Source organism: Paenibacillus rhizoplanae (assembly GCF_042684125.1).
Taxonomy (GTDB): Bacteria; Bacillota; Bacilli; order Paenibacillales; family Paenibacillaceae; genus Paenibacillus_AQ; species Paenibacillus_AQ rhizoplanae.
The window spans coordinates 112501-134516 of record NZ_JBHUKY010000026.1 but is presented as its reverse complement, the minus strand read 5'-3'; the positions used below and the strand labels follow the sequence as shown (position 1 = coordinate 134516).

At 52.7% G+C, this 22016-nt stretch carries 24 protein-coding genes; 21 read left to right on the top strand and 3 right to left on the bottom strand.

Features of this window, described 5'->3' with window-relative positions; genetic code table 11:
* Window positions 1-437: 437 nt before the first annotated feature.
* The 6 genes from ACFSX3_RS16480 to ACFSX3_RS16455 all read left to right on the top strand — a co-directional run bounded on the left by ACFSX3_RS16480 (window position 438) and on the right by ACFSX3_RS16455 (window position 5026).
* Entirely contained in the window at window positions 438-1691 is a 1254-nt protein-coding gene (locus ACFSX3_RS16480) for an MFS transporter (RefSeq protein ID WP_209991717.1), read from the top strand.
* A 33-nt stretch (window positions 1692-1724) separates the two neighbouring features.
* Window positions 1725-1811, top strand: a complete 87-nt coding sequence (locus ACFSX3_RS16475; RefSeq protein WP_209991736.1) for a hypothetical protein — start codon at window positions 1725-1727, stop codon at window positions 1809-1811.
* A 263-nt stretch (window positions 1812-2074) separates the two neighbouring features.
* Window positions 2075-2506 carry an Lrp/AsnC family transcriptional regulator gene (locus ACFSX3_RS16470; RefSeq protein ID WP_209991716.1) on the top strand — a complete coding sequence of 144 codons (432 nt, stop codon included), beginning with the start codon at window positions 2075-2077 and terminating at the stop codon, window positions 2504-2506.
* Window positions 2507-2526: 20 nt separating this feature from the next.
* A complete protein-coding gene (locus ACFSX3_RS16465) occupies window positions 2527-3159 on the top strand; it encodes a LysE family translocator (protein ID WP_209991715.1) in 633 nt (210 codons plus the stop codon).
* Between the two features lie 115 nt (window positions 3160-3274).
* Entirely contained in the window at window positions 3275-4189 is a 915-nt protein-coding gene (locus ACFSX3_RS16460; RefSeq protein WP_339222725.1) for a GNAT family N-acetyltransferase, read from the top strand.
* 84 nt (window positions 4190-4273) lie between these two features.
* Window positions 4274-5026 (top strand): hypothetical protein, encoded by a 753-nt coding sequence (locus ACFSX3_RS16455; protein ID WP_209991714.1) that lies wholly within the window; start codon window positions 4274-4276, stop codon window positions 5024-5026.
* Window positions 5027-5128: 102 nt separating this feature from the next.
* On the opposite strand, the gene ACFSX3_RS16450 is transcribed toward ACFSX3_RS16455, so the two are convergent.
* On the bottom strand, window positions 5129-6097 hold the full coding sequence (locus ACFSX3_RS16450) for an S-layer homology domain-containing protein (protein ID WP_209991713.1): 969 nt from the start codon (window positions 6095-6097) through the stop codon (window positions 5129-5131).
* Between the two features lie 344 nt (window positions 6098-6441).
* Between ACFSX3_RS16450 and ACFSX3_RS16445 the strand changes: the two genes are divergently transcribed.
* From ACFSX3_RS16445 to ACFSX3_RS16430, 4 genes are read left to right on the top strand one after another with little or no spacing between them, the layout of a single operon-like run.
* Window positions 6442-8076: an extracellular solute-binding protein gene (locus tag ACFSX3_RS16445; RefSeq protein ID WP_209991712.1), complete on the top strand. Its 1635-nt coding sequence runs from the start codon at window positions 6442-6444 to the stop codon at window positions 8074-8076.
* Between the two features lie 28 nt (window positions 8077-8104).
* Window positions 8105-9058, top strand: a complete 954-nt coding sequence (locus ACFSX3_RS16440; protein WP_209991711.1) for an ABC transporter permease — start codon at window positions 8105-8107, stop codon at window positions 9056-9058.
* A gap of 12 nt (window positions 9059-9070) precedes the next feature.
* The gene (locus ACFSX3_RS16435) at window positions 9071-10000 is read left to right on the top strand and encodes a carbohydrate ABC transporter permease (protein ID WP_209991710.1); all 930 of its coding nucleotides are present in this window, start codon (window positions 9071-9073) and stop codon (window positions 9998-10000) included.
* A gap of 55 nt (window positions 10001-10055) precedes the next feature.
* Entirely contained in the window at window positions 10056-10991 is a 936-nt protein-coding gene (locus ACFSX3_RS16430) for a helix-turn-helix domain-containing protein (RefSeq protein ID WP_209991709.1), read from the top strand.
* 329 nt (window positions 10992-11320) lie between these two features.
* Here ACFSX3_RS16430 and ACFSX3_RS16425 read toward each other — a convergent pair whose 3' ends face one another.
* Together ACFSX3_RS16425 and ACFSX3_RS16420 are read right to left on the bottom strand one after the other, a co-directional pair.
* The gene (locus ACFSX3_RS16425) at window positions 11321-12316 is read right to left on the bottom strand and encodes an S-layer homology domain-containing protein (RefSeq protein WP_209991708.1); all 996 of its coding nucleotides are present in this window, start codon (window positions 12314-12316) and stop codon (window positions 11321-11323) included.
* A gap of 77 nt (window positions 12317-12393) precedes the next feature.
* Complete coding sequence (locus ACFSX3_RS16420) at window positions 12394-13233, bottom strand: aldo/keto reductase (protein WP_209991707.1); 840 nt, start codon at window positions 13231-13233, stop codon at window positions 12394-12396.
* 570 nt (window positions 13234-13803) lie between these two features.
* Between ACFSX3_RS16420 and ACFSX3_RS16415 the strand changes: the two genes are divergently transcribed.
* From ACFSX3_RS16415 to ACFSX3_RS16365, 11 genes are all read left to right on the top strand, one after another.
* Window positions 13804-14403, top strand: coding sequence for a winged helix-turn-helix domain-containing protein (locus tag ACFSX3_RS16415; protein ID WP_209991706.1), 600 nt, complete (start codon window positions 13804-13806; stop codon window positions 14401-14403).
* 174 nt (window positions 14404-14577) lie between these two features.
* Window positions 14578-15033: an SRPBCC family protein gene (locus ACFSX3_RS16410; protein WP_209991705.1), complete on the top strand. Its 456-nt coding sequence runs from the start codon at window positions 14578-14580 to the stop codon at window positions 15031-15033.
* Window positions 15034-15041: 8 nt separating this feature from the next.
* Window positions 15042-16364: a beta-ketoacyl-[acyl-carrier-protein] synthase family protein gene (locus ACFSX3_RS16405; RefSeq protein ID WP_209991704.1), complete on the top strand. Its 1323-nt coding sequence runs from the start codon at window positions 15042-15044 to the stop codon at window positions 16362-16364.
* Window positions 16361-17608 (top strand): beta-ketoacyl-[acyl-carrier-protein] synthase family protein, encoded by a 1248-nt coding sequence (locus ACFSX3_RS16400; RefSeq protein ID WP_209991703.1) that lies wholly within the window; start codon window positions 16361-16363, stop codon window positions 17606-17608. The genes ACFSX3_RS16405 and ACFSX3_RS16400 overlap by 4 nt, the downstream gene beginning before the upstream one ends.
* 46 nt (window positions 17609-17654) lie before the next feature.
* Window positions 17655-17873 carry a phosphopantetheine-binding protein gene (locus ACFSX3_RS16395; RefSeq protein ID WP_036723283.1) on the top strand — a complete coding sequence of 73 codons (219 nt, stop codon included), beginning with the start codon at window positions 17655-17657 and terminating at the stop codon, window positions 17871-17873.
* A gap of 14 nt (window positions 17874-17887) precedes the next feature.
* Window positions 17888-18250, top strand: coding sequence for a holo-ACP synthase (gene acpS / locus ACFSX3_RS16390; RefSeq protein WP_379313041.1), 363 nt, complete (start codon window positions 17888-17890; stop codon window positions 18248-18250).
* 20 nt (window positions 18251-18270) lie between these two features.
* On the top strand, window positions 18271-19470 hold the full coding sequence (locus ACFSX3_RS16385; protein ID WP_209991701.1) for an MFS transporter: 1200 nt from the start codon (window positions 18271-18273) through the stop codon (window positions 19468-19470).
* Between the two features lie 10 nt (window positions 19471-19480).
* On the top strand, window positions 19481-19861 hold the full coding sequence (locus ACFSX3_RS16380; RefSeq protein ID WP_209991700.1) for a cupin domain-containing protein: 381 nt from the start codon (window positions 19481-19483) through the stop codon (window positions 19859-19861).
* Between the two features lie 50 nt (window positions 19862-19911).
* Window positions 19912-20877, top strand: a complete 966-nt coding sequence (locus tag ACFSX3_RS16375; protein WP_209991699.1) for an amidohydrolase family protein — start codon at window positions 19912-19914, stop codon at window positions 20875-20877.
* Window positions 20878-20885: 8 nt separating this feature from the next.
* Window positions 20886-21647 carry a cyclase family protein gene (locus tag ACFSX3_RS16370; RefSeq protein ID WP_209991698.1) on the top strand — a complete coding sequence of 254 codons (762 nt, stop codon included), beginning with the start codon at window positions 20886-20888 and terminating at the stop codon, window positions 21645-21647.
* A 53-nt stretch (window positions 21648-21700) separates the two neighbouring features.
* The gene (locus ACFSX3_RS16365) at window positions 21701-22009 is read left to right on the top strand and encodes a TIGR04076 family protein (RefSeq protein ID WP_036723289.1); all 309 of its coding nucleotides are present in this window, start codon (window positions 21701-21703) and stop codon (window positions 22007-22009) included.
* Window positions 22010-22016 lie beyond the last annotated feature (7 nt).

Sequence of the window (22016 nt, the reverse complement as noted above, 5' to 3'; positions counted from 1 at the left end):
CATGGCACGCTGGGGTATCTTTCCCCCGCCCGATTCGCTAAGCAGTTTACGACGGCATCCGTTGCGTGAGTATCTACTTTCTTGACAGAGGTCCACTGAGTCCGTTTAAGCTGACAAAAGAGGCATTTCAAAGAGAATAACGGCATCCTGGTCCGCAAAGGACCAGAGAATGCAAATAAGCTGTGCTTTCCTTCAACAGGATTGCACAGTTTTTTTGAAATATAGAATTCATATGTTTCACACGATAACTTATCCTTCTATTTCTCGCTGAAACGGTACCGTCCTTTAAAAGGACGGCAAAGCCGTTTCCACTTGTAGGCTGGGCTTATGAATTTGAGTTGGAGATTCATGTGGAGAATATCATTTGTTTTAAGCATGACATATGCTTTGATAAAACTATGGCACAAGGAGGCATTCAAAACGAAAGAGGTTAATTTATGAGTGATCCACAGACGGCTTCACCCTTGCGAACGGATCAGGACGAGCAGGCAGTGCCGGTGCGCAAGCTGCTGGAGCTGCCCCTGGCGTATATCCGGTTTCTGGCAGGGATGTTTATTTCCAGGTTGGGGGATTCTTTGTTCACCTTTGCGATTCCATGGATCTCCTACGAATTAACGAAATCGAGTATTGTAATGGGCTCTATGTATGCGGTAAGTGTCTTGCCCATCGTTCTGTTTGGTCCGGTTGTAGGGAGTCTGGTTGACCGATGGGACCGAAAAAGACTGATGATTGTAACGGATATTTTAAGGGCGCTACTGGTCGTATTGATTCCCTTGCTGCATTTTGCCGGCCTGCTTCAGCTTTGGCACCTGTATGCAATCTCTTTCGTGCTTACTATACTGTCTTTGATGTTCGATGTGTCGATAGTCGCGATCATCCCGCAGCTTGTGCCTGCACAATTGACAAGAGCCAATGCTTCGTACCAATTGACCAACCAAATTGCTGAGATGGCTGGACCTTTACTTGCCGGAGTGATTATTGCTGGGATAGGCGGCTTCAATACGCTTTGGCTAGATGCGTTGTCCTTTGGAGGTACGCTTATTGTTCTTATGTTAATGGCAGACTTGGGGCACTCTCGCTCAGCGGCGAGTATAGGGAGGATTTTTAGCGATATCGGAGAAGGGTTCAAGTGGCTGGTACGCTCGAAGATCAATTTGTCTTTTTCGTTTCAGGCTATGATCGGTAACTTCGGGTATAGTGCTGCTTTTGGTGTCTTAATGTTCTATTTGTTAAACACCTTGCATTTGAATACCCAGCAGAGCAGCATTAATTATACCTTGTTAGGCTTTGGCGGAATGATCGGCAGTCTGCTTGCTGTTCCGCTGGAGAGACGTTTCCGCCGGGGATTGTTAATTCCTGTATTACTCGGAGTGGGGACTCTGGGATTCAGTTTTGCTGCAATCAGCGACTTTTGGCTGGCTCCCGGCATTGCCTTTCTAGGGGTTACTACTTGTAATGTGGCTTGGAATACCATTGTAACCTCAGTCCGGCAAGAGACGATTCCACAGGATATGATTGGACGTGTTCTGGGCTTCTCTAGAGTGCTTACCCGGCTGGCAATGCCTCTGGGAGCAATGACCGGAGCGGCCTTGTCAGAATGGACGGATCCCCGTGCAGTGTTCGCTGTGGCCGCAGCTGCCAAACTGCTTGAGGTAATTATTGCCTTGGTGACACAGATCCGCAAACTTTAAGCTGTCTAACGATATTTCACTAAAAGGGCGCGAATGATCGTCTTCCTCTGCTCCGAAGCCAATTCCTACAGTACAGGCCAGACCGTATTGGTGGATGGCGGCTTGGTCAAAGGGCTTTAGAATTCTCAATTCCAACTCTAATCAGTAAAAGTTGAGAGAATAAAAGAATGGGTCAGCCAGTTATTCGGTTGGCCTATTTTGGCGTTTTGATTAGAGATGATTGAAGGGACTTTAACTATTTAAGTTTGCCCGCGTTGAAATCTGGTAATTATTAAACTTTTTAATACAAAATCAAATGAGCTTAAAAAAATTACGTATTTACCAGGAAGTATTTTCTTATTTAATACATATTGTATAATTTACTTAAAATGGAGGGGATGCAAATGGATGATATTGACCTGCAAATCCTGGGGTTACTGAAGAGGAATAGCCGGATGACCAGCTCCGATATCTCGAAAATGATTCATCTGTCGGTTCCATCCATTGCGGAGCGAATCCGGAAGCTGGAACGAAACGGGGTCATAGCGCAGTTCACCGTCAAGCTGGACCGTAAGGCTATGGGCAAGAACTGTGTAGTCTATATTTTCCTCCAGCTCAGCAGCTCGGTGGATACTCAAGGCTTCCGTGAGAGTATCATCCAATCCCAGGAAGTACTGGAGTGCCATCATATTTCCGGTGAATATGATTATCTTCTGAAAGTGGCATTAGCAGATCTATCCGGTGTTGAGACCTTCATTACACAAACGCTTAAAGCCCGTTACAGCATTGTCCGATCGAACACCATTTTCAGTCTATCTGCCCTGAAAGAGGAATAGAAGCGAAGGAGCGGTTATCTATGTCATGGGAATGGATATCGAAAGGTATATTGCTGGGCCTGTCCATCGCGGCTCCCGTAGGGCCTATCAGTATTTTGTGCATCAGAACGACAATTACCAGAGGATTCAGAACAGGGCTGTACAGCGGGCTGGGTGCGGCAACCGCAGATGCTGTGTTCGGCATACTGGCAGGATTAGGATTGACAGCTTTGACTGCTGCTCTAGTGAATTACAACATTATACTGCAGGTGGTTGGCGGATTGTTTATTTGCTGCTTAGGGATAAGATCGTTACTACGGGTTCCGGCCATGGAAGCAGCTCATTCTACTGCCAGCCCAGGTGTGCTGGGTTCTTATGCTATGACGTTTCTGCTCACGCTGTCTAACCCGATGACGATTATATTTTTTCTGGGCGTATTCGGAGCTACTGGTGTTCTACTGTCGCATAAGCTCACAGATATGGTGTTTCTGGTTACAGGCGTGTTCCTGGGCTCAGCACTATGGTGGGTACTCCTCTCAGGAGCAGCTGCACTGCTTCGGAATAAGGTACTGGAGGGACCCTTTAAGCTCTCTCTATTTAACAAAATGTCCGGGGGAGTACTGTTTGTATTCGGAGTAGTTACCCTTGTGAAATCCGCAGCTGTATTTTTGTAACGAGGACGCAAGCGCCACCAGCTCAGCAGTATAAAACAACTATAGTTATTCAAGAACGGAAGCCCCCTGCCAGGCGGTGTTATGATAGACAGAAACAGAAGGTGGTGGATAGTAATTGAGCAATAGAGTGATCCGGCAGTTTGAAGAGAGGGATATGGCGGCGCTTGGCGTGATGTATGCACAGGTGTCGGCCCAGGAGGATGTGCTGTTCTGGTGGGTGGGGGATGCGGGCAATTGGGAGAATGTCTTCTGCGCTTTTGAAGGGGAGCAGATGGTGGCCAAGGGCCAGCTGCAGCTCTTTAATGTGGTGCCACCGGGACGCGCGGCGGAGAGTAAACACAAGATTTTCGTGAATCTCAAGACATTGCCCGGACGGGAAAAGGATCTGGAGCTGCGTGACAGTGTCTACGCTCTTCTGCTGGAACGGGCCCAGGTGCTGAAGAGTACGCTGCCGCCGGAATATGAGACCCTTCTGTGCACAGGCAATTATGCGGCGGAGGAGAGTTGCCATGCTTATTTCGCAGAGCATCTGGGTTACCTGCCGGATGGCTGCTTGTATACACTCCAGCGCGATCTTCGTGAACCCGTCCATGCGGTGGAGCTGGAGGAAGGCCTTGAATTAAGCTATGCGCCTATAGATTCGCCGGAGCAGAGGGCGGCTTATCTGGAGCTGGAGGCAGAGATTTGGCCGGAGACCCCGCTCGGAATGGAGCGTCTGCTGGAATATCAGGAGCATCCGCACTGGACATCGATGGTTGTGCGGGATGCAGGCCGGGTGGCGGGCAGTCTGATGGTCTGGCAGGAAGAGGAGACGGGCATCATCGAGGATGTATTTGTCTGTAAGCCCTGGAGGAGAAGAGGCATTGCCAAGGCGCTGCTGAATCGTGCGTTAACGTATCTTCAGGAGAAGGGTCTGGAGCAGGCGCAGCTGGTCGCATTGACCACGAATGATTCCGCACTGTCCCTGTACCGGTCAGCCGGGTTCCAGACGGGACGGCAGGAGATCAGATATTATACTGAGCTGGGGTAAGGGAGCAAACAACCTGCAACTAACTCCGCCCGGCAAGCGTCTAAATAGAATAAGAATAGCATTATAAGGAGGAGTTGCAGGTTCATGAATACATCCAGAACTATTGGCTTCACTGCACTGCTGGCTCTAACGCTGGTTCTGGCAGCTTGCGGTTCTGCAGAGAATACGGCGCCGGAAGCTACGTCTGCTCCAGAGCAGACTCAGGCCCCTACGCTGGCACCTGCGGAGACTGCGTCCTCCCCGGCACCTTCATCAACGGCTGCTCCAAGTCCTGTGGCGACGGAAGCACCGCCGGTAGCAGAAGATCCCGGACCGCCGGAGGAAGGCACTCCGCCTACAGCATTGGAAGCGGCGGCAACGGTGATGCGGGCACTGAAGAGCGGCAAGATGGAGACGCTGGCCGCCTGGGTGCACCCGGAGCGCGGAGTACGATTCTCCCCCTACGCTTATGTTGATACAGAGCGGGACGTTGTGCTGAGCAGGCAGGAGCTGGAACAGGCGATGCAGGATACCCGCAAGCGGGAATGGCGGGAGTTCGCGGGTACTGGAGAACTGATTGAGCTAACCTTTGCCGACTATTATAAAGAGTTTGTGTACGATGCTGATTTCGCCGGTAAGGCTAAGATTGCACTGAACCAGGGTCTGGGCCAAGGGACGACACTGAACAATCTGAGAGAGGTATACCCTGCAGACAGCCATGATTTCGTAGAATATCACATTGCCGGTGTTGATCCTTCGGCAGAGGGGATGGACTGGAGCAGCCTGCGTCTGGTTTTTGAGAAAATAGGCCAGGATCATGCGCTGGTTGGCATTATCCACGATCAATGGACTCCCTGATTCCCGCAGTATGTGAATAGAACCAACTGCAAACAGCGCACCGCCGGATGTCCGGACGGTGCGCTGTTTTTGAATAAATATCTATGAGTATCACATGATAACTTATCTAACCTGAGGGTTGGGCGAAGTCTCCGAGCCTGGGGCGGCTTGGGCTACTGCGGTATAGCCTTCGGGCAGATAGGTGACTGCGGTGCCTGCCGAGATGACCTGCGGGTTCATGGACCCGGGCTTCGGTGACGTGACCTTGAAGAAGATCACTGCGGTTTTGCCAGCGCCGAACTCAATCCGCTCAATGACCAGGCCATATCCCGGATTCGGCAGATTGGATACGGTCACTGTAGCTTTGTTGACACCAGCGGCGGCTTTGTCCAGTGTTACAGCGGCATCATAGGTGCTTGGCGGGGCTGAAATGTTCTCATCCATCATAATCACTTCCTTCATGAATTTGGCAGCATCGTAGACCAGGACGGCAGCCTCTGCACGGGTAACCGCTTCGTCCGGGCGAAAGGCGTTGTTCTTCTCCAATGTGACCAGTCCAGTGTTGATCAGAATCTGCAGGCTGTTCATCTCAGCGGCAGACAGCTTGCCGCCATCCGTAATGTTGGCATACATCTCCGTATACGCGAAGTCCCCTTTGTTCTGTAGCGCCTGAAGCAGCAATTGTGCGAACTGGACCCGTGTCATCACAGCATTAGGGTCAATAGACCGCTCCAGCATTAAGCCGCTTTCTTTGGCCTTCAGGAATGCGGAGGCATACCAGGAGGCATTTTTTACGTTGTCAAAATAATCGCTGGCCTTCTTGCCAGAGGGTTGCTGCGGAGCAAGCTTCAGGCCGCTTACCATGAACTGCACGCCTTGCGCATACGTAAGGCTGGACTTCGGCGCGAACTTGTCGCTGGTCACTCCGTTAAGTATGCCCTCCTGATGAAGGGCATTGATTTTGGCTTCGGCCGCATGGCCCTTCAGATCTGAGAAAGCGGAAGCCGGTGCCCCGATAGCTAAGGTTGCCGCCAGAATGCTACAGGCCAGCGAGATTTTGGCCGTGCGCATCCGGGTTAGTGTATTCTTCATTGTACATCACCTCGTATCCTCTTAGATGGGATTTAGGAGCAAAAGGTTGCAGCCCGTCACTCCATAGATGGAATTATTATTCTCTAACCCCGCAGCACTGATTCCCCACACTCGAAAAAAATTCATCATGTGTCAATTTTCACCTACCGGAAGTCGAATCTTCGCCTGATTTCAGGCGCTCTACCGGCCAAAAAGGTCAATATACGATGATTAAAAGGTAATATACGGTGAGACAGGGTGCGGAAGAAAAATTATAATGATGATAACGCTTTCTTGGATAATGCGAAGAAGGAATGGCTTGTATTACTGATCATTTATAAATTCCTACTAAGGGGGTAAGTCAAATGAGAAAAAAGAGTATTCTTGCCTTGGTGCTGGCAGGCTGTCTGACAGGACTATCACTCACAGGCTGCAGCAGTAAGGGGAACAGCTCGGATGTGGGGAACGACAGCAGCAACACGCCGGAGGGAAAGACGAAGCTGAAGGCGATTATCGTGAAGCATTCACTAACCAAAGATGTCACGCAAATGAAATGGCTCGCTGAAATAGAGGAGAAGGCGAATGTCGAAATTGAATGGCAGCAAATCTCTGCGGACTGGGATCAGAAGAAGAGTGCTCTGTTTGCCAGCGGTGAAATTCCGGATTTGCTGTTCAATGCGACCTCTAACTCCGATTTTGTACAATTCAACGGGTTGTTCGAGGATCTGGGCCCGCTGATTGAGAAGGACGCTCCTAATATTCAAAAGATGTTCAGCGAGCACCCGGAATTGAAAACGCTTGCTACTCAAATTGACGGGAAGCTCTACGGCACTCCGCGTTATAAGGGGATCTGGCCCGGCTCCACCGCCTCGATGTTCATTAACAAAACCTGGCTCGACAATCTCGGCCTTCAGGTGCCTACGACCTGGGATGAGCTAGAGACTGTGCTGCTTGCCTTCCGTGAGGGAGACCCGAATCAGAACGGGGACAAGACGGATGAGATTCCGATGGACTTCAACCCGATCGGCTGGGATTTCACACCGAAGCTGCTGCTGGGCAGCCTTGGGCTTCCTCTGTCCAACGGGGCGAGCGACGGCTACTTCACCGAAGGGGCGCAGGTTAAGAATTTCTATGTAGATGAGCGGTTCAAGACACTCATGCAATTCCTGCAGAAGCTGTACAGCCAGAACCTGATCAGCAAGGAAGTGGTCACGCAGGATTACTCCAAATACCAGTCCGTTGCCCGCGGGAATGGAACTACAGCCAAGGTCGGATTCACCTGGGGCTGGGAGACAGGAGACCGCTTCGGCAACGAGCTGAAGGATCAATATGTTACCCTGCCGCAGCTGAAGCAGCATGCGGATTCTACGAATGAGCTGTACTGGAGCAATGACTACTATTACCAGAATTACGGATCCAATGCGGTGTCGGTCAGTGCCCGATCCAAGAACAAGGAAGCTGCGATGCGGTTCATTGATGGTTTTTATGAGCCGGTGGTTAGCTTGCAGGTCCTGTTCGGCGGGATGAATGACACGGATAAGGGAATCAAGGATAACGGGGACGGCACGTATGCGATTCTTCCTCCGGCAGATGCATCCCTGGACCCGGGCTCGTGGAAATGGACGAATTCGTTCGCGGATAACGGTCCAATGTACATTGCCGATGCGCTGAAGGACAAGGTGACACTTGGCTCGGATATGCAGAATGTGCTGAAGGAGAAGGCCGTCTATGATGAGCTGCTGAATAAGGCGGACGAGAAAAGTAATGTCTACCCGCAGAACTTCATGAAATACAGCACGGAGGACACCAACACCCTGGCAATGAATCAGGCGAACGTCAATAATATCACGGATCAAAAGTGGGCCAACTGGCTGACCACCAAGGTTGATATTGAGAAGGAGTGGGCTGCCTATGTCGCCTCAGTCAATAGCTCCGGCCTGGAACAGAACCTGCAAATCCGCCAAAAGGCTTATGACGAATACCTCTCCACCTTGAAATAGTGGACTTGAATGGAAGGGGCGCTCCCAAATGAAACCAGCACAGACCACGGTGCCGCATCAGACGCTGCGCGGGAACGGGTGGCTTCGTAGGCAGGCCGGGCATTACCAGCTATGGCTGATGGTGCTTCCTGCGGTCATTTACATCGCCATTTTCTGTTATGGTCCGATGTATGGTATCCAGCTTGCTTTTCGTGAATTTGATTTCAGCAAAGGACTGACGGGCGGGGAATGGGCCGGGTTCAAATATTTCGAGCAGTATTTCAACAGCCCGATGTTCTGGCCTACGCTGCGAAATACGTTTATCATTGCGTTTTTCTCCATACTGCTGGGCTTCCCGATGCCAATCCTTCTGGCACTGGTGGTTAACTCGATCCGCAGCAACAGACGTAAGCGTATCCTGCAGACTACGGTGTATATGCCTTACTTCATTTCCACCGTTGTTCTGGTTGCGTTGCTGCAGATTATGCTGTCTCCTGCCACTGGACTGATCGACGGCTTCCTGAAGGCCCTGCACCTGATCCCTGCGGATACGAATCTCATAGGTGACCCCGGCGCCTTCGTTCCGGTATATGTCATCTCTGCCATCTGGCAGGCCTGCGGCTGGAACAGCATTATCTTCATCGCCGCCCTGTCCTCGGTGGATGCGCAGCAGTATGATGCTGCCCGGATTGACGGGGCCAACCGCTGGCAGACCGTCTGGCATGTCGAGATTCCGGCGATCCTGCCGACCATTATTATTTTATTGATTATGAATATGGGCAGCATACTCAGTGTAGGCTTCGAGAAGACTTTTCTGATGCAAAATAGTCTTAACAAGCCCGTCTCGGAGGTCATCTCCACGTATGTCTTCAATGTGGGCGTGAAATCCAACCAGTTCAGCTTCGGTTCTGCGGTCGGTCTATTCAATACCCTGATCAACTTCACGTTCCTGATGCTGGCGAATGCACTGGCCAAAAAAACTTCAAAAATCAGCCTGATGTAAGGAGGAGATGGGATGTCAAACAGTCAAGCCGCTCAGTCGCAAAAGATCAAGCATTCGGGCGGCATCGCAGACAGGCTGTACACGCTGGTGGTTGCGGTCATAAGCATCGCAGCGTTTATCATGGTTGCGTACCCGCTGTATTTCATCATCATAGCTTCCGTCAGCAACTCCACCATGGTGAACCAGGGACAGGTTATTCTATGGCCTAAGGACATTAACCTGTACGGCTATGAGCAGATATTCAAGGACACCCGGATCTGGCAGGGGTATAAAAATACGATTATCTACACGGTGCTGGGCACGCTGCTCAATCTGCTGGTCACGCTCCCTGCGGCGTATGCCTTGTCCCAGCGGAAATTCCGGGCACGCAGGTTCATTATGCCGCTGTTTGTGATCACGATGTATTTTGGCGGGGGCATGATTCCTACCTATCTGCTTATCCGTGACCTGAATCTGCTGAATACGCCTTGGGTAATGATTGTGAACGGCGCCATTAGTGTATACAATCTGATTATTACAAGAACCTTCTTCGAGACCGCTATACCGGAGGAGCTGCATGAAGCGGCTACCCTGGATGGTTGCTCACACTTCCGTTACTTCATCTCGGTGGTGGTTCCGCTGTCCAAGGCGGTGATTTCCGTAATCACGCTCTATTATGTGGTGGGTCACTGGAACGACTTCTTCAACGCCTTGCTCTATATCAATACGGATAGCTTACAGCCGCTGCAGATCGTCCTGCGCAATATTTTGTTATCCAATCAGGCATTCGCGGGCGGAGCCGGATCAGGTGCCGGGGCCGGTGCGGGCAGCTATGCCCAGCAGTTCGCGGATCAGATCAAATATGCGGTCATTATCGTATCGACGGTGCCGGTGCTGATTATCTATCCTTTTATCCAGAAGTATTTCGAGAAGGGCGTAATGATCGGTGCAGTGAAGGGCTGAGCCTATAGCTGACGCTGCGGGCAGTATCCGGTGGGCCGGGAGGGAGGGAATCTCAGTGAAAAAAAGTCTTGAACTGCTCGATTCCATCGGCGAACCCGTATCTCAGGATATGAAGGAAAAGCTTATGCATGGCAGCAGACAATTCCGCATGAGTGTGCATGTAACCAAGCTATCCTCGCTCAATAATCTGGTGCTGTATTCCCATTGGCATGAAGAGCTGGAGCTGCTGTTCATGATTAAGGGCACGGCCAAATTCCATGTGGGACAGGAGAAGCTGGTCGTGCAGAGCGGAGAGGCGGTCTTCATTCAGCCCAATATGCTGCATTCGGCGATCCGGGTGGACCAGGAGGAGATTATTTTCTGCGCGGTGCTGGTGCATTTCAATTTCCTCTCCAGTCTGGAGAATGACCAGATTCAGCAGCAGTATGTCTTCCCGCTCTTCCTCGACAACCGGCGTTATCCGCTGCTGATCGGGCGGGAGCTGGAGGAGAAGCTGCGGCTGATTCCACTGCTGGAGGAGGTGCGGGATCTCTATCAGCAGGAGGCGCACGGCTATGAGATGTTGATTAAGGCCAGGCTGTTCGAAGTGCTGTACCGGCTGGAAAAGTGTGCGGCTGAGCATCCGCGGGCAGGACTGCCCGGGCAGTCCCGGGGCGGCAACAGCTCGATGCTGGCCAAAAAAACGCTGGCCTACGTTCAGCAGAACTACAGCAAGCGGATCACGCTCTCCGATATGGCGCAGCAGGTCAACATGAGCCCGTCTTACTTTTGCCGCTTCATGAAGAAGCAGTTCGATCTGTCCCCGATGGACTTCCTGAACGAATACCGGATCTCGGAGGCGGTCAGCCTGCTGGAGACCACGGATAAGAAGATTATGGAGATCTCCGGTATGACCGGCTTCAGCAATGTGAACCGGTTCACGGAGATGTTCAAGAAAACCTACGGCTGCCGCCCGATGGATTACCGGAACCGGCTGCGGCAGAGTAAGTAGGCGTAAAACAAGAAGAAGGGGGTATCCCTAAAGCCATGAAATGGCTGCTAGATCAACGTGGGCACTTGGGTGGACGCTCCGCGAACGGACCGTTGTTATATCGGTGAAAATCCGGAGACCAAGGCGACCGCTGCCGCTTTTACACAATCGTTCCGTTCTCTCCGCTGTTTAAGCGGGATACGAAACACCCACCCCCTAAGAGAATATCAGATAAATTCTCTTCCAAAAACAGAAAGCAGCGATTCCTTTAACGGAGAATCGCTGCTTTTGTAACGTTTAAAGTTCTTGAGAAATTTATCTACCTACAGATAGAGAATAGATAGAGAAGCTTACTTCGCTGGAGCCGAAGGCTCAAGCCAGCGCGAACCCATTACGGGTTCAGCCGTTGCAGTGTAGCCTGCGGGCAGGTACGTGGATATCGAGCCTTTGGTGATCACTTGCGGATACATTTTATCCGGGTCAGGTAAGGTGACCTTGAAGAAAATGACTGCTTTGGTGGCGCTGGTGAACTCTATGCGCTCTACCGCCAGACCGTAACCGGGGTTCGGCAGGTTATCTACGGTGATGGTGGCTTTATTAACGCCTTCAGCGACTTTGTCCAGGACTACATCCGAGATATAGTTATTAACCGGAACTGGCTCCGGCTCAGAAGGCTCATTGCCCGGATTGTTCGGTGTAATCACCCGGTCGGCGAATTCAGCGGCATCATGGATCATGACAGCAGCTTCAGCGCGGGTAATCGCATCGGACGGGCGGAATTTCCCGTTATCCAGCGTGAGTACATTTGTGTTCAGGAGAACCTGCAGGCTGTAATTCACCTCTGGAGTAAGCTTATCGCCATCCTCGATCATGAAGAACATTTTGGTCACCGGGAAATTGCCCTTGCTCTGCAAGGCTTGGGTCAATAAATGGGCGAATTCTGCACGGGTCATCGGTGCATTCGGGTTGATATCCTTTGCCAGTGTCAGGCCGCTCTGCTTCGCAAGGGCGAAGGAGGAGGCGTACCAGGCATTATCTTTTACATTGTCAAAGAGCTGGCTGGCCTTAGCACCGCTGTCGGTACCTGCTTTCGGTACAAGCGCCAATCCTTTTACAAGGAACTGTACGGCTTGCGCATTCGTCACTTTGGTATTGGGGGCAAACAGATCACTCGTAATTCCGTTAATTACACCGGCGTTATGCAGCGAATTGATCTTCGTCTCGGCTGCATTTCCCTTGAGGTCCGTGAAAGCAAATGCGGACGCTCCGAATGATAAACTGGCAGCCAGGATTCCGCACGCGATGCTCATTTTTTTTGCGTGCTTCGTTAGATTAGTTGGTTTCATTGTGCATCACCTCTATATACTCAGATGGTTCTTTACGGCGAAAGGTTGCAGTTGTGCGGAAAATAATACGAAAATACTTAGGACAACGGGGTAAACCGGGTGGTCCACAGGTAAAATTTATTTTGCGGATCGGTAAATCCTCTTTTATTCTGGTCCAGGGCTGCGATTCTCTTCATCTCTTCGTCCGACAGGGAGAAATCAAACAGCTCCAGATTTTGCTTCAGCCTGGCAGGGGTAACCGACTTCGGAATCACAGCGATACCCCGCTCAAGATTCCATCTCAGGATGACTTGCGCCGCTGTTTTATCATACCTCTCTGCCATTTCGGTGAGCACAGGATGGGTTAGCATCTCCGAGTTACCGTGTCCAAAAGGGCTCCACGCGACATGCTGGATACCGTGCTTGCCCATAAAGTCATGAAGCGACCCTTGCTGGAGCAGCGGGTTCGTCTGAATTTGATTCACTGCGGGGACAATCGTCCCCTGCTTCATGACCTTGTCCAGATGCTCCGGCTCAAAATTAGACACCCCGATCGCCCGGATTTTGCCCTCCTTGTATAAAGACTCCAGGATATTCCAGCTTTCCAGATAGTGCTTGGCCGGCCAGTGGATCAGGTAGAGGTCAACATAATCCGTTTGCAGCTTTTGAAGACTGGCTTCAAAGGCTTTACGGGTCTTGCGCCCCAGGTCCGTGCTCCATACTTTGGTCGTAATAAAGAGCTCGCTTCGAGGTACACCCGATTTCTGAATAGCCCTGGCTATCAGCTCCTCGTTGCGGTAAGCTGCCGCCGTATCCAGATGCCGGTACCCGTTCTGGAGCGCCCATACTAGAGCGTCTTCATTATTGTTTTTGATATTGTAAACACCCAGACCCACCTTCGGCATCTGGACTCCGTTATTCAAAATGAAATGTTCCATTTAGCATCTTCCTTTCCTTTTAAGTGCGGATAACCAGCCCTCTTGGTGAACGATTATAGCATAAGAAGGCAACTAATTATCATTGGGAAAGAAAATCGAGACGGATGCACTTCGTAGGATTATCTTCCGCACAACTCGAATGAACATTGAGATGATAGTAAGCAGATACTGCACCCGTCGCCGACTTCTACGTTGGAATTGAAAGTAGCTGATTGTATTTCCTGCAATAGAAAACTCATATTTGATCGTGAAATGTGATTCTGTATTCTGTACAACTAAATCGTCCAATGTAGAGGAAATTTGGAACTGGAGGACGCACACAATGCCAAACTTTTAAATTGTTCATTTTTTGAATAAGAAACTATGATATTTTTCCTTTTTCATCCCATAAAATACTATATTATAGAAAATGTAATCTTTGTGAAGCCGGTAGTATTTGAGAAGAATGGGATTGGAGAGAAGTTCATGCGTGTTGCGCTGGTGTGTTGTGCAGATTCCACAGAGCCTTGTGAGGATTGCAGGTTTAAAATTGTTCATTCTTTTTTTGCACAGGAGTACGGTTGTAAGGTATTGCATTTCAAGGAGCTTGAGGCGCTGGTCGATATTGTGAAGGAAGGCCTACAGCTGGATGGTGTAGTGATCAGCACCCCTGACTTCAACCCGGGCTTCATTCACACGATGCAGTACCTGCAGCAGATGCTTACGCTGAGAGTATTCTTCATTGTTGAGGAGATCAGCGCGCAGGGTACCCCTGTCCCTTTTCCTTCCAATCATATGTACATCAGCAGCTTTGAGCGCAACGGCTTCCAGGAGGAATTGTTCAGCCGGTTGCGCTGCTGGTTCGACGAAGGACTGGCCCCTCATACACACCACACCAGACAAATCAAGGATATCGCCCTTCATCTGCACTCCAAATCCCTGAAGGTCGGAGAATTCGTCATTGAGCTTACCTGTAAAGAGTTCGAACTCTTGGAGCTGCTGCTGGAATGCCAGGGCCAGTACATCCCCACCGAGCAGATTCTGCACCAGCTATGGGACAGGTATACTTCCCCTGAGATTGTGAGGCAGTACGTATACAAGCTAAGGCACAAAATCGAGATCATCTCCGGACGCAGCGACATCATCCTGTTTCGCCGGGGGATCGGATATTCGGTGAACCCATTGATCTGACAGAGTTCTGTCAGGTCTTTTTTTTGTGCCCAGGAACGACATGGATTGTATTCTTCCGTATACTCCCATAAATCAACAATAACTGTAAATTAACGCAAGTTTAACAGCCGGGTTATGTCCCCTTCCGGGCATAGGCGTTACGATGTCATTAATACGAATGGGGAGGCAGATGGAGTGGCAACGATTCAGAACAGTATCTGGATTCACGCAGACCGGATCACCGTATTTGAGCGGACGAATGATATTGCACACTGGACAGATTTATTCACGGAATACAAGGAGACGCGGGTGCTGGAGCAGGGGGACGCCTACATCCGGTTTGAGCTGACGACACATCCCGAGGAGCACCGGCCATCGCGCACATGGGAATCGGAACGCTGGCTGGACCGGCCGAACTTTCGGATTACGGCCAGACGCCTTGCGCCGCTGCTGCCGTTCAAGCATATGAATCTGGAATGGCTCTATGAGGAGCAAGAGGAAGGGACGTACATGACCTGGATTCAGGAGTTCGAGGTAGATCCGGCCAGCGGGCTGACTGAGGAGCAGGTGGAAGCACATCTGAACCGCACGACCAAGGAGCAGATGACGGCGATCAAGCACAATATCGAGCAGCAAACGGTTCGGAGCTGAGGGCTTACATGGAGAATGTGACGGATAAAAGAGTCGTGATCACCGGAATGGGGCTGCTTACCCCGCTGGGGAATACGCTGGAGCAGTTCTGGAGGAACAGCCTGCAGGGCAAGGTGGGATATGACCGCTTGCAAGGCTATGAACATATGGCGTTGAAAAGCCGTGTTACCGGCAAAATACCGCAGTTCGAGCATTTGGGCCGGACGGCCGATGAAGCGCAGCGGGCAGGCATGGGGCGGCCGGGGATTCTGGCGGTCAATGCCGCGATAAGGGCGGTTGCCGATGCGGGGCTTGCGTTCACGAAGGAGCTGCGGGAGCGTTCCGGGGTCTGCATCGCTAATGCGATTGCTGATACCCCTTTCTCGGAGCAGACCTTTCTGCGGATGACGGAGGGCGGGCAGGGGCCGATTGATCATGGACTCTGTCAGGAGGATTTGTACCGTAAGGGCATGTTCTCTTATATTGCCTTCGAAGTGGCGCATGAGTTCGGGCTTCAGGGAGAGGCGCTGGTCATGTCCACGGGCTGCACTGGCGGCATTGATGCCGTCGGATATGGATATGAGTCGATTACAGCCGGGGAACATGACGTTATGATCTGCGGCGCAGCGGAAGCACCGGTCAGCTCCATGACCATTGCCTCCTTCGATGCCATCGGTGCGTTGACCTCCAAGTTCAACGATGATCCGCAGCGGGCTTCGCGGCCTTTTGAGAAGAACCGCAGCGGCTTCGTTCTCAGTGAGGGTTGTGCTGTTGTGGTGCTGGAGGAGCTGGAGCATGCGCTCCGGCGGCAGGCGCCGATCTATGGCGAGGTGACCGGATTCGCCAGTACGAATAATGCTTTTCATATGACCGATCTGCCGCAGGACGGGGATGCGCTCAGTCTGACGATGAACGAAGCGCTGGGCAACGCAGGCCTCACAGCGGAGGACATTCATTATATTAACGCGCATGGAAGCTCGACTCCGCAGAATGATGCTTTTGAGACCGCCGCTTATAAAAGAACGTTCGGAGAGCTCGCCTACTCCATCCCGATCAGCTCCACGAAATCCATGGTAGGCCATCCGCTCTCGGCAGCGAGTGCCATTGAGATTGTACACTGCCTGCTGGCCCTGAACGAGGGCTATATCCCGCCAACCGCCAATCTGGACGAGCCGGACCCGGCCTGTGATTTGAATTATGTGCCGAAGCAAGCGATCCAGCGCGACCTGTATAATATTCTGACCAATGCCAGCGGATTCTCCGGGATTCACTCCGCGATGATTCTGGCAGCGAACGAATACAGCAATCGCGCAGGCAAGCTTCAGACTGAACAATGGATGTGCAGCCTATGAAAAATACAGTATTCGTAACCGGAGTAGGGATGGTGGGGCCGTGCGGGAATAGTGCCGGGGCCTTCTGGGAGGGACTCCTGAGCGGACGGAACTATATGACCCCGCTTCAGCTTGAGGGTACGACCGGAGCTGCGCCTCCCTTCGCCGGACAAGTCAGCGGGATGGAGCCGGAGCGGGTCATCTCGAAGCGTCTGCTCAAGAAATGCTCCCGCTTCTCAGTCATGTCGATCCTGGCCGCGAAGGATGCCATGGATGATGCACACTGGGAGCTTGATCAGATGAGCCGTGAGCGGATCGGCATCTTCGTCGGCAATAACTCGGGAGGCTGGGAGAGTGCGCGGAACGGCTTGCGTGTCCTGCATACCGAAGGGGCGCCCTTCATTGACCCGAATCTGGCGAGCAACTGGTTCCCGGCGGCGGCACAAGGGCATATGTCCCTGGCCTTCGGCATCAAGGGCTATAGCAAGACTGTAATCGCCGACCGGAGCAGCGGGCTGCTCGCCATTGCGTATGCGGCCAGAGCCATCCGCAGCGGGATTATCGATGCGGCGATCGTTGGCGGAGCTGAGACGCCGCTCGATCCGTGGGCGCTCTCCTTCTATAACACGGAGGGGCTGCTGAATCTGAGTGCGGACCGCCCGCAGACGGCATACCGGCCGTTCGTGGAGGGTCGCAGCGGGCTGGCCCTGGCTGAAGGAGCCGCGTTCCTCTGCCTCGAATCGGAGCGCAGCATTCAGAAGCGAGAGGCGTCCCGCCGGGTACGGGCGAGCATCCAGGGCTTCGGCTTCACGAATGACGGGCAGGCCGCCGCCCCTCCCGAGGAGAGTGTAGCGCAGTGTGCCAGGGCGATCCGGCTGGCGATCGGGCATTCGGAGACGCAGCCGGAGCAGATCGGCTATCTGTCGCTGGATGGGGCGGCTTCCGCCCGCGAAGACGGAATTGAATGCTCGGCTATTCAGGAGGTATTCAGCAGTAGTGCAGAAGCCAAGTGGGCGGGCTGCCCCAAGACCGTCTTCGGCAACACGATTGGAGCGGCAGGGGCGTTCGATGTGGCACTGGGTGTGCTGGCCATGAATCACGGGGAGCTGCCCGGCCTTCCGTATCTGGCAGAATCGGTTCAGGACAATGGCTTGAACTTCGTGCCGGGGATCAGCCGCCGGATCGCTGTGGAGTCTTCGCTGATTCTGTCCAGAGGGAGGGGTGGTGTCTCTTCGGCACTGGTTGTCAACGCTGAAGGCTTGTGAAGGGTGAACATTACGGCACATTAACTTAAGCAGGAGGGTGTATCTAATGGTATTCGAGAAGGTAAAAGCAATCATTGAGGATATTGGCATTGAGGATGAGATTATCGAATCATCGCGGCTCTATGACGATTTGGCCCTGGATTCAACAGAGCTGGCGCTGGTCTCTACAGCACTTGCGAAGGCGTTTGGCATCTTCATTGAGAGCCGGGTGCTCAAGACGTATTCTGTAGCCCAAGTGATCGAAGCCGTTGCCTTGAAGGCATGATCAGAGGGATCGGCATGGATCTGGTCAGCATTAGCTTTGTCGAGCAGATGCTGGCGAAGTGTGGTGAACTGTTCGTACAGCAGTATTATTCGATGGAAGAGAGGGAACTGTTCGCGTGTAAAAAAAGACAGGCCGAACACTTCCTTGCCGGCAGATTTGCCGCCAAAGAAGCGCTGCTGAAGGCCATCGGCACCGGAATGAACTGTGAGCTGGACTGGAATGAGCTGGAGTTCCTCAACCATCCCAGCGGCCAGCCCTATCTGGTCCGCAGCCGAAGCCTGGAGCCTTATGTACAGCAGCAGGATTCCATCCATGTAAGCATCAGCCATCACGGTGATTATGCTGCTGCATTCATTATTATCGAGAGCAGTCAATGACTGTGAGGAGGACGAGTCACATGAGCAATAACAAAATATTCACACTTTTGGCCATCAACATTCTACTCGTATTTTCAATTATGGTCAGTATCTTCCCAATCGCACCCCTGATCAGCAGTGATCTCGGCATGACCTCCGGTGAGATTGGAAGCATAGCGGGGATTGCCTCGCTGGTGATGACCTTTCTGTCGATTCCCTCCGGCGTGTTCGCGGACCGCTACGGGCGGAAGAAGATTATTATCGCTTCCCTAGCCCTGTCGGCCGTAGCTGTATTCATGGTAGCTGCATCCCACGGAGTCCTGCTGTTTACGGCGGGGTGGCTGCTGTTCGGCTTCGCCAGAGGTTTCGTGTCCACACCGATCTTCGCAGTGGTGATGGATGTGTGCAAGCCCGAGGAGCGGGGCCGGGCGATGGGTATTGTGTCCGGGGCGATTGGTGCCGGGTCGGTGCTGGGGTATGTGCTTAGCGGCCTGCTGAGCAATTATTTCGGCTGGCATACCTCCTTCGCGGTGTTGGCTTCACTGTTGCTGCTGTCCACGCTGGTTACCACGGTGCTGCTGAGGGAGACCGGGGTCAAGAATACAAGCAGAAGCATCGGGCAAGCCTTCAAAAGCTCCTTCAAATGGCTGGGCGTCCGCGAAATCCTGCTGGCGGGCATTGTCGGAACCCTGTGCTTCATGGTGGGTGTTTTCACCACATTCCTGGTGCCGTTCGCTGCTAAGGAACAGGATATCTCCCTAGTGCTGCTCAGCCTGCTCTTCATTCCGTATGAAGCAGTAGCCTCGTTCGGAGCGGTCTTCGTTGGCTGGATCTCGGACAAGGTAGGCCGACATGCACCGCTAATCTGGGCCCAGTCGATCTGTGTGGGGGCGCTCGTGCTGCTGTATGCACTTGACTTCAACCCTTGGCTGTTAACCTTCGGGTATGCCCTGATCGGACTTACGGAAGGTCCGATTATTACCCTGGTCAACACGATTATTACGGATAAGGTCATCAAGATTAATCCGATGGAGATGGGCGCGGCCTTGGGGACCTTCCGGACCCTTCAGGGGGTCGGGATTGCGCTCGGGTCCACGCTTGGGGGATTCTTCTACAGCCGAATCGGCACGCATCCCAGCTATCTGGTGGCCGCCGGGCTGATGGTGCTAACGCTGCTGATCTCTCTAAGCCTGGGCAAGAAAGAAAAAGCAGGCGTCACCGAATATAAATCTGCGGGATAAGGGGTGCAGTATGAACCAGGTCTACACGAAAACAGTGGTCCATATGGAAGAGGTGCCGGTGGTTCATTCCAGAGGAGGACAGATGCGTGTGCTGGCGAGTCCGGCGACTGTCGGGTCTACCCAGCTGATTATGGGCCATGTCCTGCTCCAGCCGGGAGAAGAGATCAAGGAGCATCTTCATGATTACGGCGAAGAGAATGTCTATGTCGTCCGGGGCCGGGGAACAGCGTTCATCGAGGATATTCCGCATGCCATCCGGGAGAATAGCCTGTTCATTGCGCGCAAGGGTGAGCGGCACCGGGTAGTCAATGAGGGTCCGGGCGAGCTGGAGCTGGTCTTCGCCACGGCGCCGCTGGCCCCTAGGCCGGAGATTGGGCACAGAGAGGTCTAACCTCCCTTCTAGGCAATACCAATTCTAAGCAAAGTGGTGAGAAGACAAACGTGAAGAGCGATCTTGTGATTGTTGATACCCATGCCCATTTCGCCGTCAAGGAGAATAAGAGCCTGGAGCTTAGTCTGGCCGGAGCCGGGACGGTCCCGGATTACAAGAAGCAGAAGGGCTTCGATGATTTGCAGTATTTGAAAAAGATGGTGGGGGCCACGCAAGAGGACTTCGTCGATGACAACAATCTGCTGGAGGATTACCTCGCCTGTATGGACGAGAACCAGATTGCCATGAGCTGGGTTCATCAGCTGAGCTTCGAGGATGTCTACGGCTATGAGGTGCTGTCCAATGAGAAAATCGCCGAGGCGGTCCGCGCCCACCCCGACAAGCTGCGCGGCTTCGCCAGCGTCAATCCCTATAAGGGAAAGGAAGCGCTGGCGGAGCTGGATTATGCCATTAAGACGCTGGGCATGCAGGGCTTCAAGCTGAACCCCAATGATTACGGGGGCTTCGTCCTGAATGACCAGGAGCTGCTGTATCCGCTGTATGAGCGGTGCAGCGAGCTGGGAATTCCGGTCAGCGTGCATACCGGGATTACGCCGGGCAGTATTTTTCGGATGAAGCATAATTACCCGATTCTGCTTGATGATGTTGCTGTGGATTTTCCGGACCTGACCTTGATTGTGGAGCATATGGGCCATCCGTGGAATGACCTGTGCTATTACATGGTCGGCAGACACGACAATATGTATGTGACGATCACGGCGGTAGCCAATATTCTGATTCACAATAACCCGAAGGTATTCCGGATGGAGCTGGCCAAAATGATCTCGGTCTGCGGCAGCCACAAGATCCTCTGGGGCTCGGACTGGACGGTCACCCCGAATATCGCCGAGGTGCTGAATTACATGCAAAAGGTAGTGATCCCGCTGCCCATGAAGCTGATGATGGGGGTGAAGGAGATCAAGCGGGAGGATGTCCAGAACATCCTGGGACGTAATGCACTCAGAATTATGAAGTAGGTGAGAACTTGGCAGTTCAGTTGATTGATTTAAGCGTGCATATGGAGCAGAATCCGGGCGAGCTGGCCCCGTACGGGTTCGAGCAGACCGGCCATCAGGAGGGAGCGGACCGCTTCGCCCGTCAATTCGACGGGAGCCGGAAGGACTTCCCGGGTGAAGAGTTCCTGAATATGGAGATGATCACTGCGTCCACCCATACCGGGACCCACTTCGATGCCCCTCTTCACTTCGGCTCCAGGAGCGAGGGAGAGCCGGCAGCATCCATTGACGAAGTGCCGCTGGAGTGGTGCTTCGGTGACGGTGTGGTACTGGATTTCACCCATATCCCAGCGGGCGAGGCTATTGAGGAGCAAGATATAGTGCAGGCGCTTGAGCGGATCGGGTATACGCTCAAGCCGCTGGATATTGTGCTGATCCGTACAGGTGCGGACCGGCACTGGGGAACCCCCCGGTATCTCACGGATTATCCGGGCATGAGCAGGGAGGCTACGGCATTCCTGACCGGCCAAGGCATCAGACTGATGGGCATCGACAGCTATGGGTTCGACCGTCCGTTCAAGCATATGATCAGCGATTATAAGCGGACCGGGGACAACGCCTATCTGTTCCCCGCTCACTTCTGGGGTAGAGAACAGACGTATTGCCACATGGAGCGCCTGGCGAATCTGGAGCAGATTCCGGTGCCGTACGGGTTCAAGGTGGCTTGCTTTCCGATCAAGATCAGAGCGGCCGGTGCGGCCTGGGTCCGGGCAGTGGCGATTATTGAGTAGCGTATTACAGGTTAAGTGAAACGAATCACATAATCCAAGAGGAGGAATTAGGGATGAATTATGAATTTGAGCTTAAGGTTACGGGTGTTAAGGGGCATTGCCGGGCAGGACATAAGGAAGGGGATATTATGAAGGTCTCTCCATTGAACGCAGGCAATCTGTGCGGAACAGCCTTTCATGCGGTCTTCCCGATGCTGCTGGCGCTGAACATGGATGCGAAGCTGCCGTGGGACCCGGAGGGCAACATTGTGCATTCGGCCTGCCCGGATATGCGCAACCAGATGACGATGGAAATCCGCCGTATCCCGGTGGAGCCGTCGGAGGATTCTCCATATGCCGGACGGATGCTGCAATCCAAATGAAGGGAGG

Excerpts from the sequence above, each read along its gene's own strand:
- ACFSX3_RS16385 (WP_209991701.1), top strand. The coding sequence starts at position 18,271 with ATGAGCAATAACAAAATATTCACACTTTTGGCCATCAACATTCTACTC.
- ACFSX3_RS16405 (WP_209991704.1), top strand. The coding sequence starts at position 15,042 with ATGGAGAATGTGACGGATAAAAGAGTCGTGATCACCGGAATGGGGCTG.
- acpS (WP_379313041.1), top strand. The coding sequence starts at position 17,888 with ATGGATCTGGTCAGCATTAGCTTTGTCGAGCAGATGCTGGCGAAGTGT.
- ACFSX3_RS16425 (WP_209991708.1), bottom strand. The coding sequence starts at position 12,316 with ATGAAACCAACTAATCTAACGAAGCACGCAAAAAAAATGAGCATCGCG.
- ACFSX3_RS16445 (WP_209991712.1), top strand. The coding sequence starts at position 6,442 with ATGAGAAAAAAGAGTATTCTTGCCTTGGTGCTGGCAGGCTGTCTGACA.
- ACFSX3_RS16480 (WP_209991717.1), top strand. The coding sequence starts at position 438 with ATGAGTGATCCACAGACGGCTTCACCCTTGCGAACGGATCAGGACGAG.
- ACFSX3_RS16465 (WP_209991715.1), top strand. The coding sequence starts at position 2,527 with ATGTCATGGGAATGGATATCGAAAGGTATATTGCTGGGCCTGTCCATC.
- ACFSX3_RS16455 (WP_209991714.1), top strand. The coding sequence starts at position 4,274 with ATGAATACATCCAGAACTATTGGCTTCACTGCACTGCTGGCTCTAACG.
- ACFSX3_RS16380 (WP_209991700.1), top strand. The coding sequence starts at position 19,481 with ATGAACCAGGTCTACACGAAAACAGTGGTCCATATGGAAGAGGTGCCG.
- ACFSX3_RS16365 (WP_036723289.1), top strand. The coding sequence starts at position 21,701 with ATGAATTATGAATTTGAGCTTAAGGTTACGGGTGTTAAGGGGCATTGC.
- ACFSX3_RS16470 (WP_209991716.1), top strand. The coding sequence starts at position 2,075 with ATGGATGATATTGACCTGCAAATCCTGGGGTTACTGAAGAGGAATAGC.
- ACFSX3_RS16420 (WP_209991707.1), bottom strand. The coding sequence starts at position 13,233 with ATGGAACATTTCATTTTGAATAACGGAGTCCAGATGCCGAAGGTGGGT.
- ACFSX3_RS16400 (WP_209991703.1), top strand. The coding sequence starts at position 16,361 with ATGAAAAATACAGTATTCGTAACCGGAGTAGGGATGGTGGGGCCGTGC.
- ACFSX3_RS16475 (WP_209991736.1), top strand. The coding sequence starts at position 1,725 with ATGATCGTCTTCCTCTGCTCCGAAGCCAATTCCTACAGTACAGGCCAG.
- ACFSX3_RS16440 (WP_209991711.1), top strand. The coding sequence starts at position 8,105 with ATGAAACCAGCACAGACCACGGTGCCGCATCAGACGCTGCGCGGGAAC.
- ACFSX3_RS16450 (WP_209991713.1), bottom strand. The coding sequence starts at position 6,097 with ATGAAGAATACACTAACCCGGATGCGCACGGCCAAAATCTCGCTGGCC.
- ACFSX3_RS16435 (WP_209991710.1), top strand. The coding sequence starts at position 9,071 with ATGTCAAACAGTCAAGCCGCTCAGTCGCAAAAGATCAAGCATTCGGGC.
- ACFSX3_RS16395 (WP_036723283.1), top strand. The coding sequence starts at position 17,655 with ATGGTATTCGAGAAGGTAAAAGCAATCATTGAGGATATTGGCATTGAG.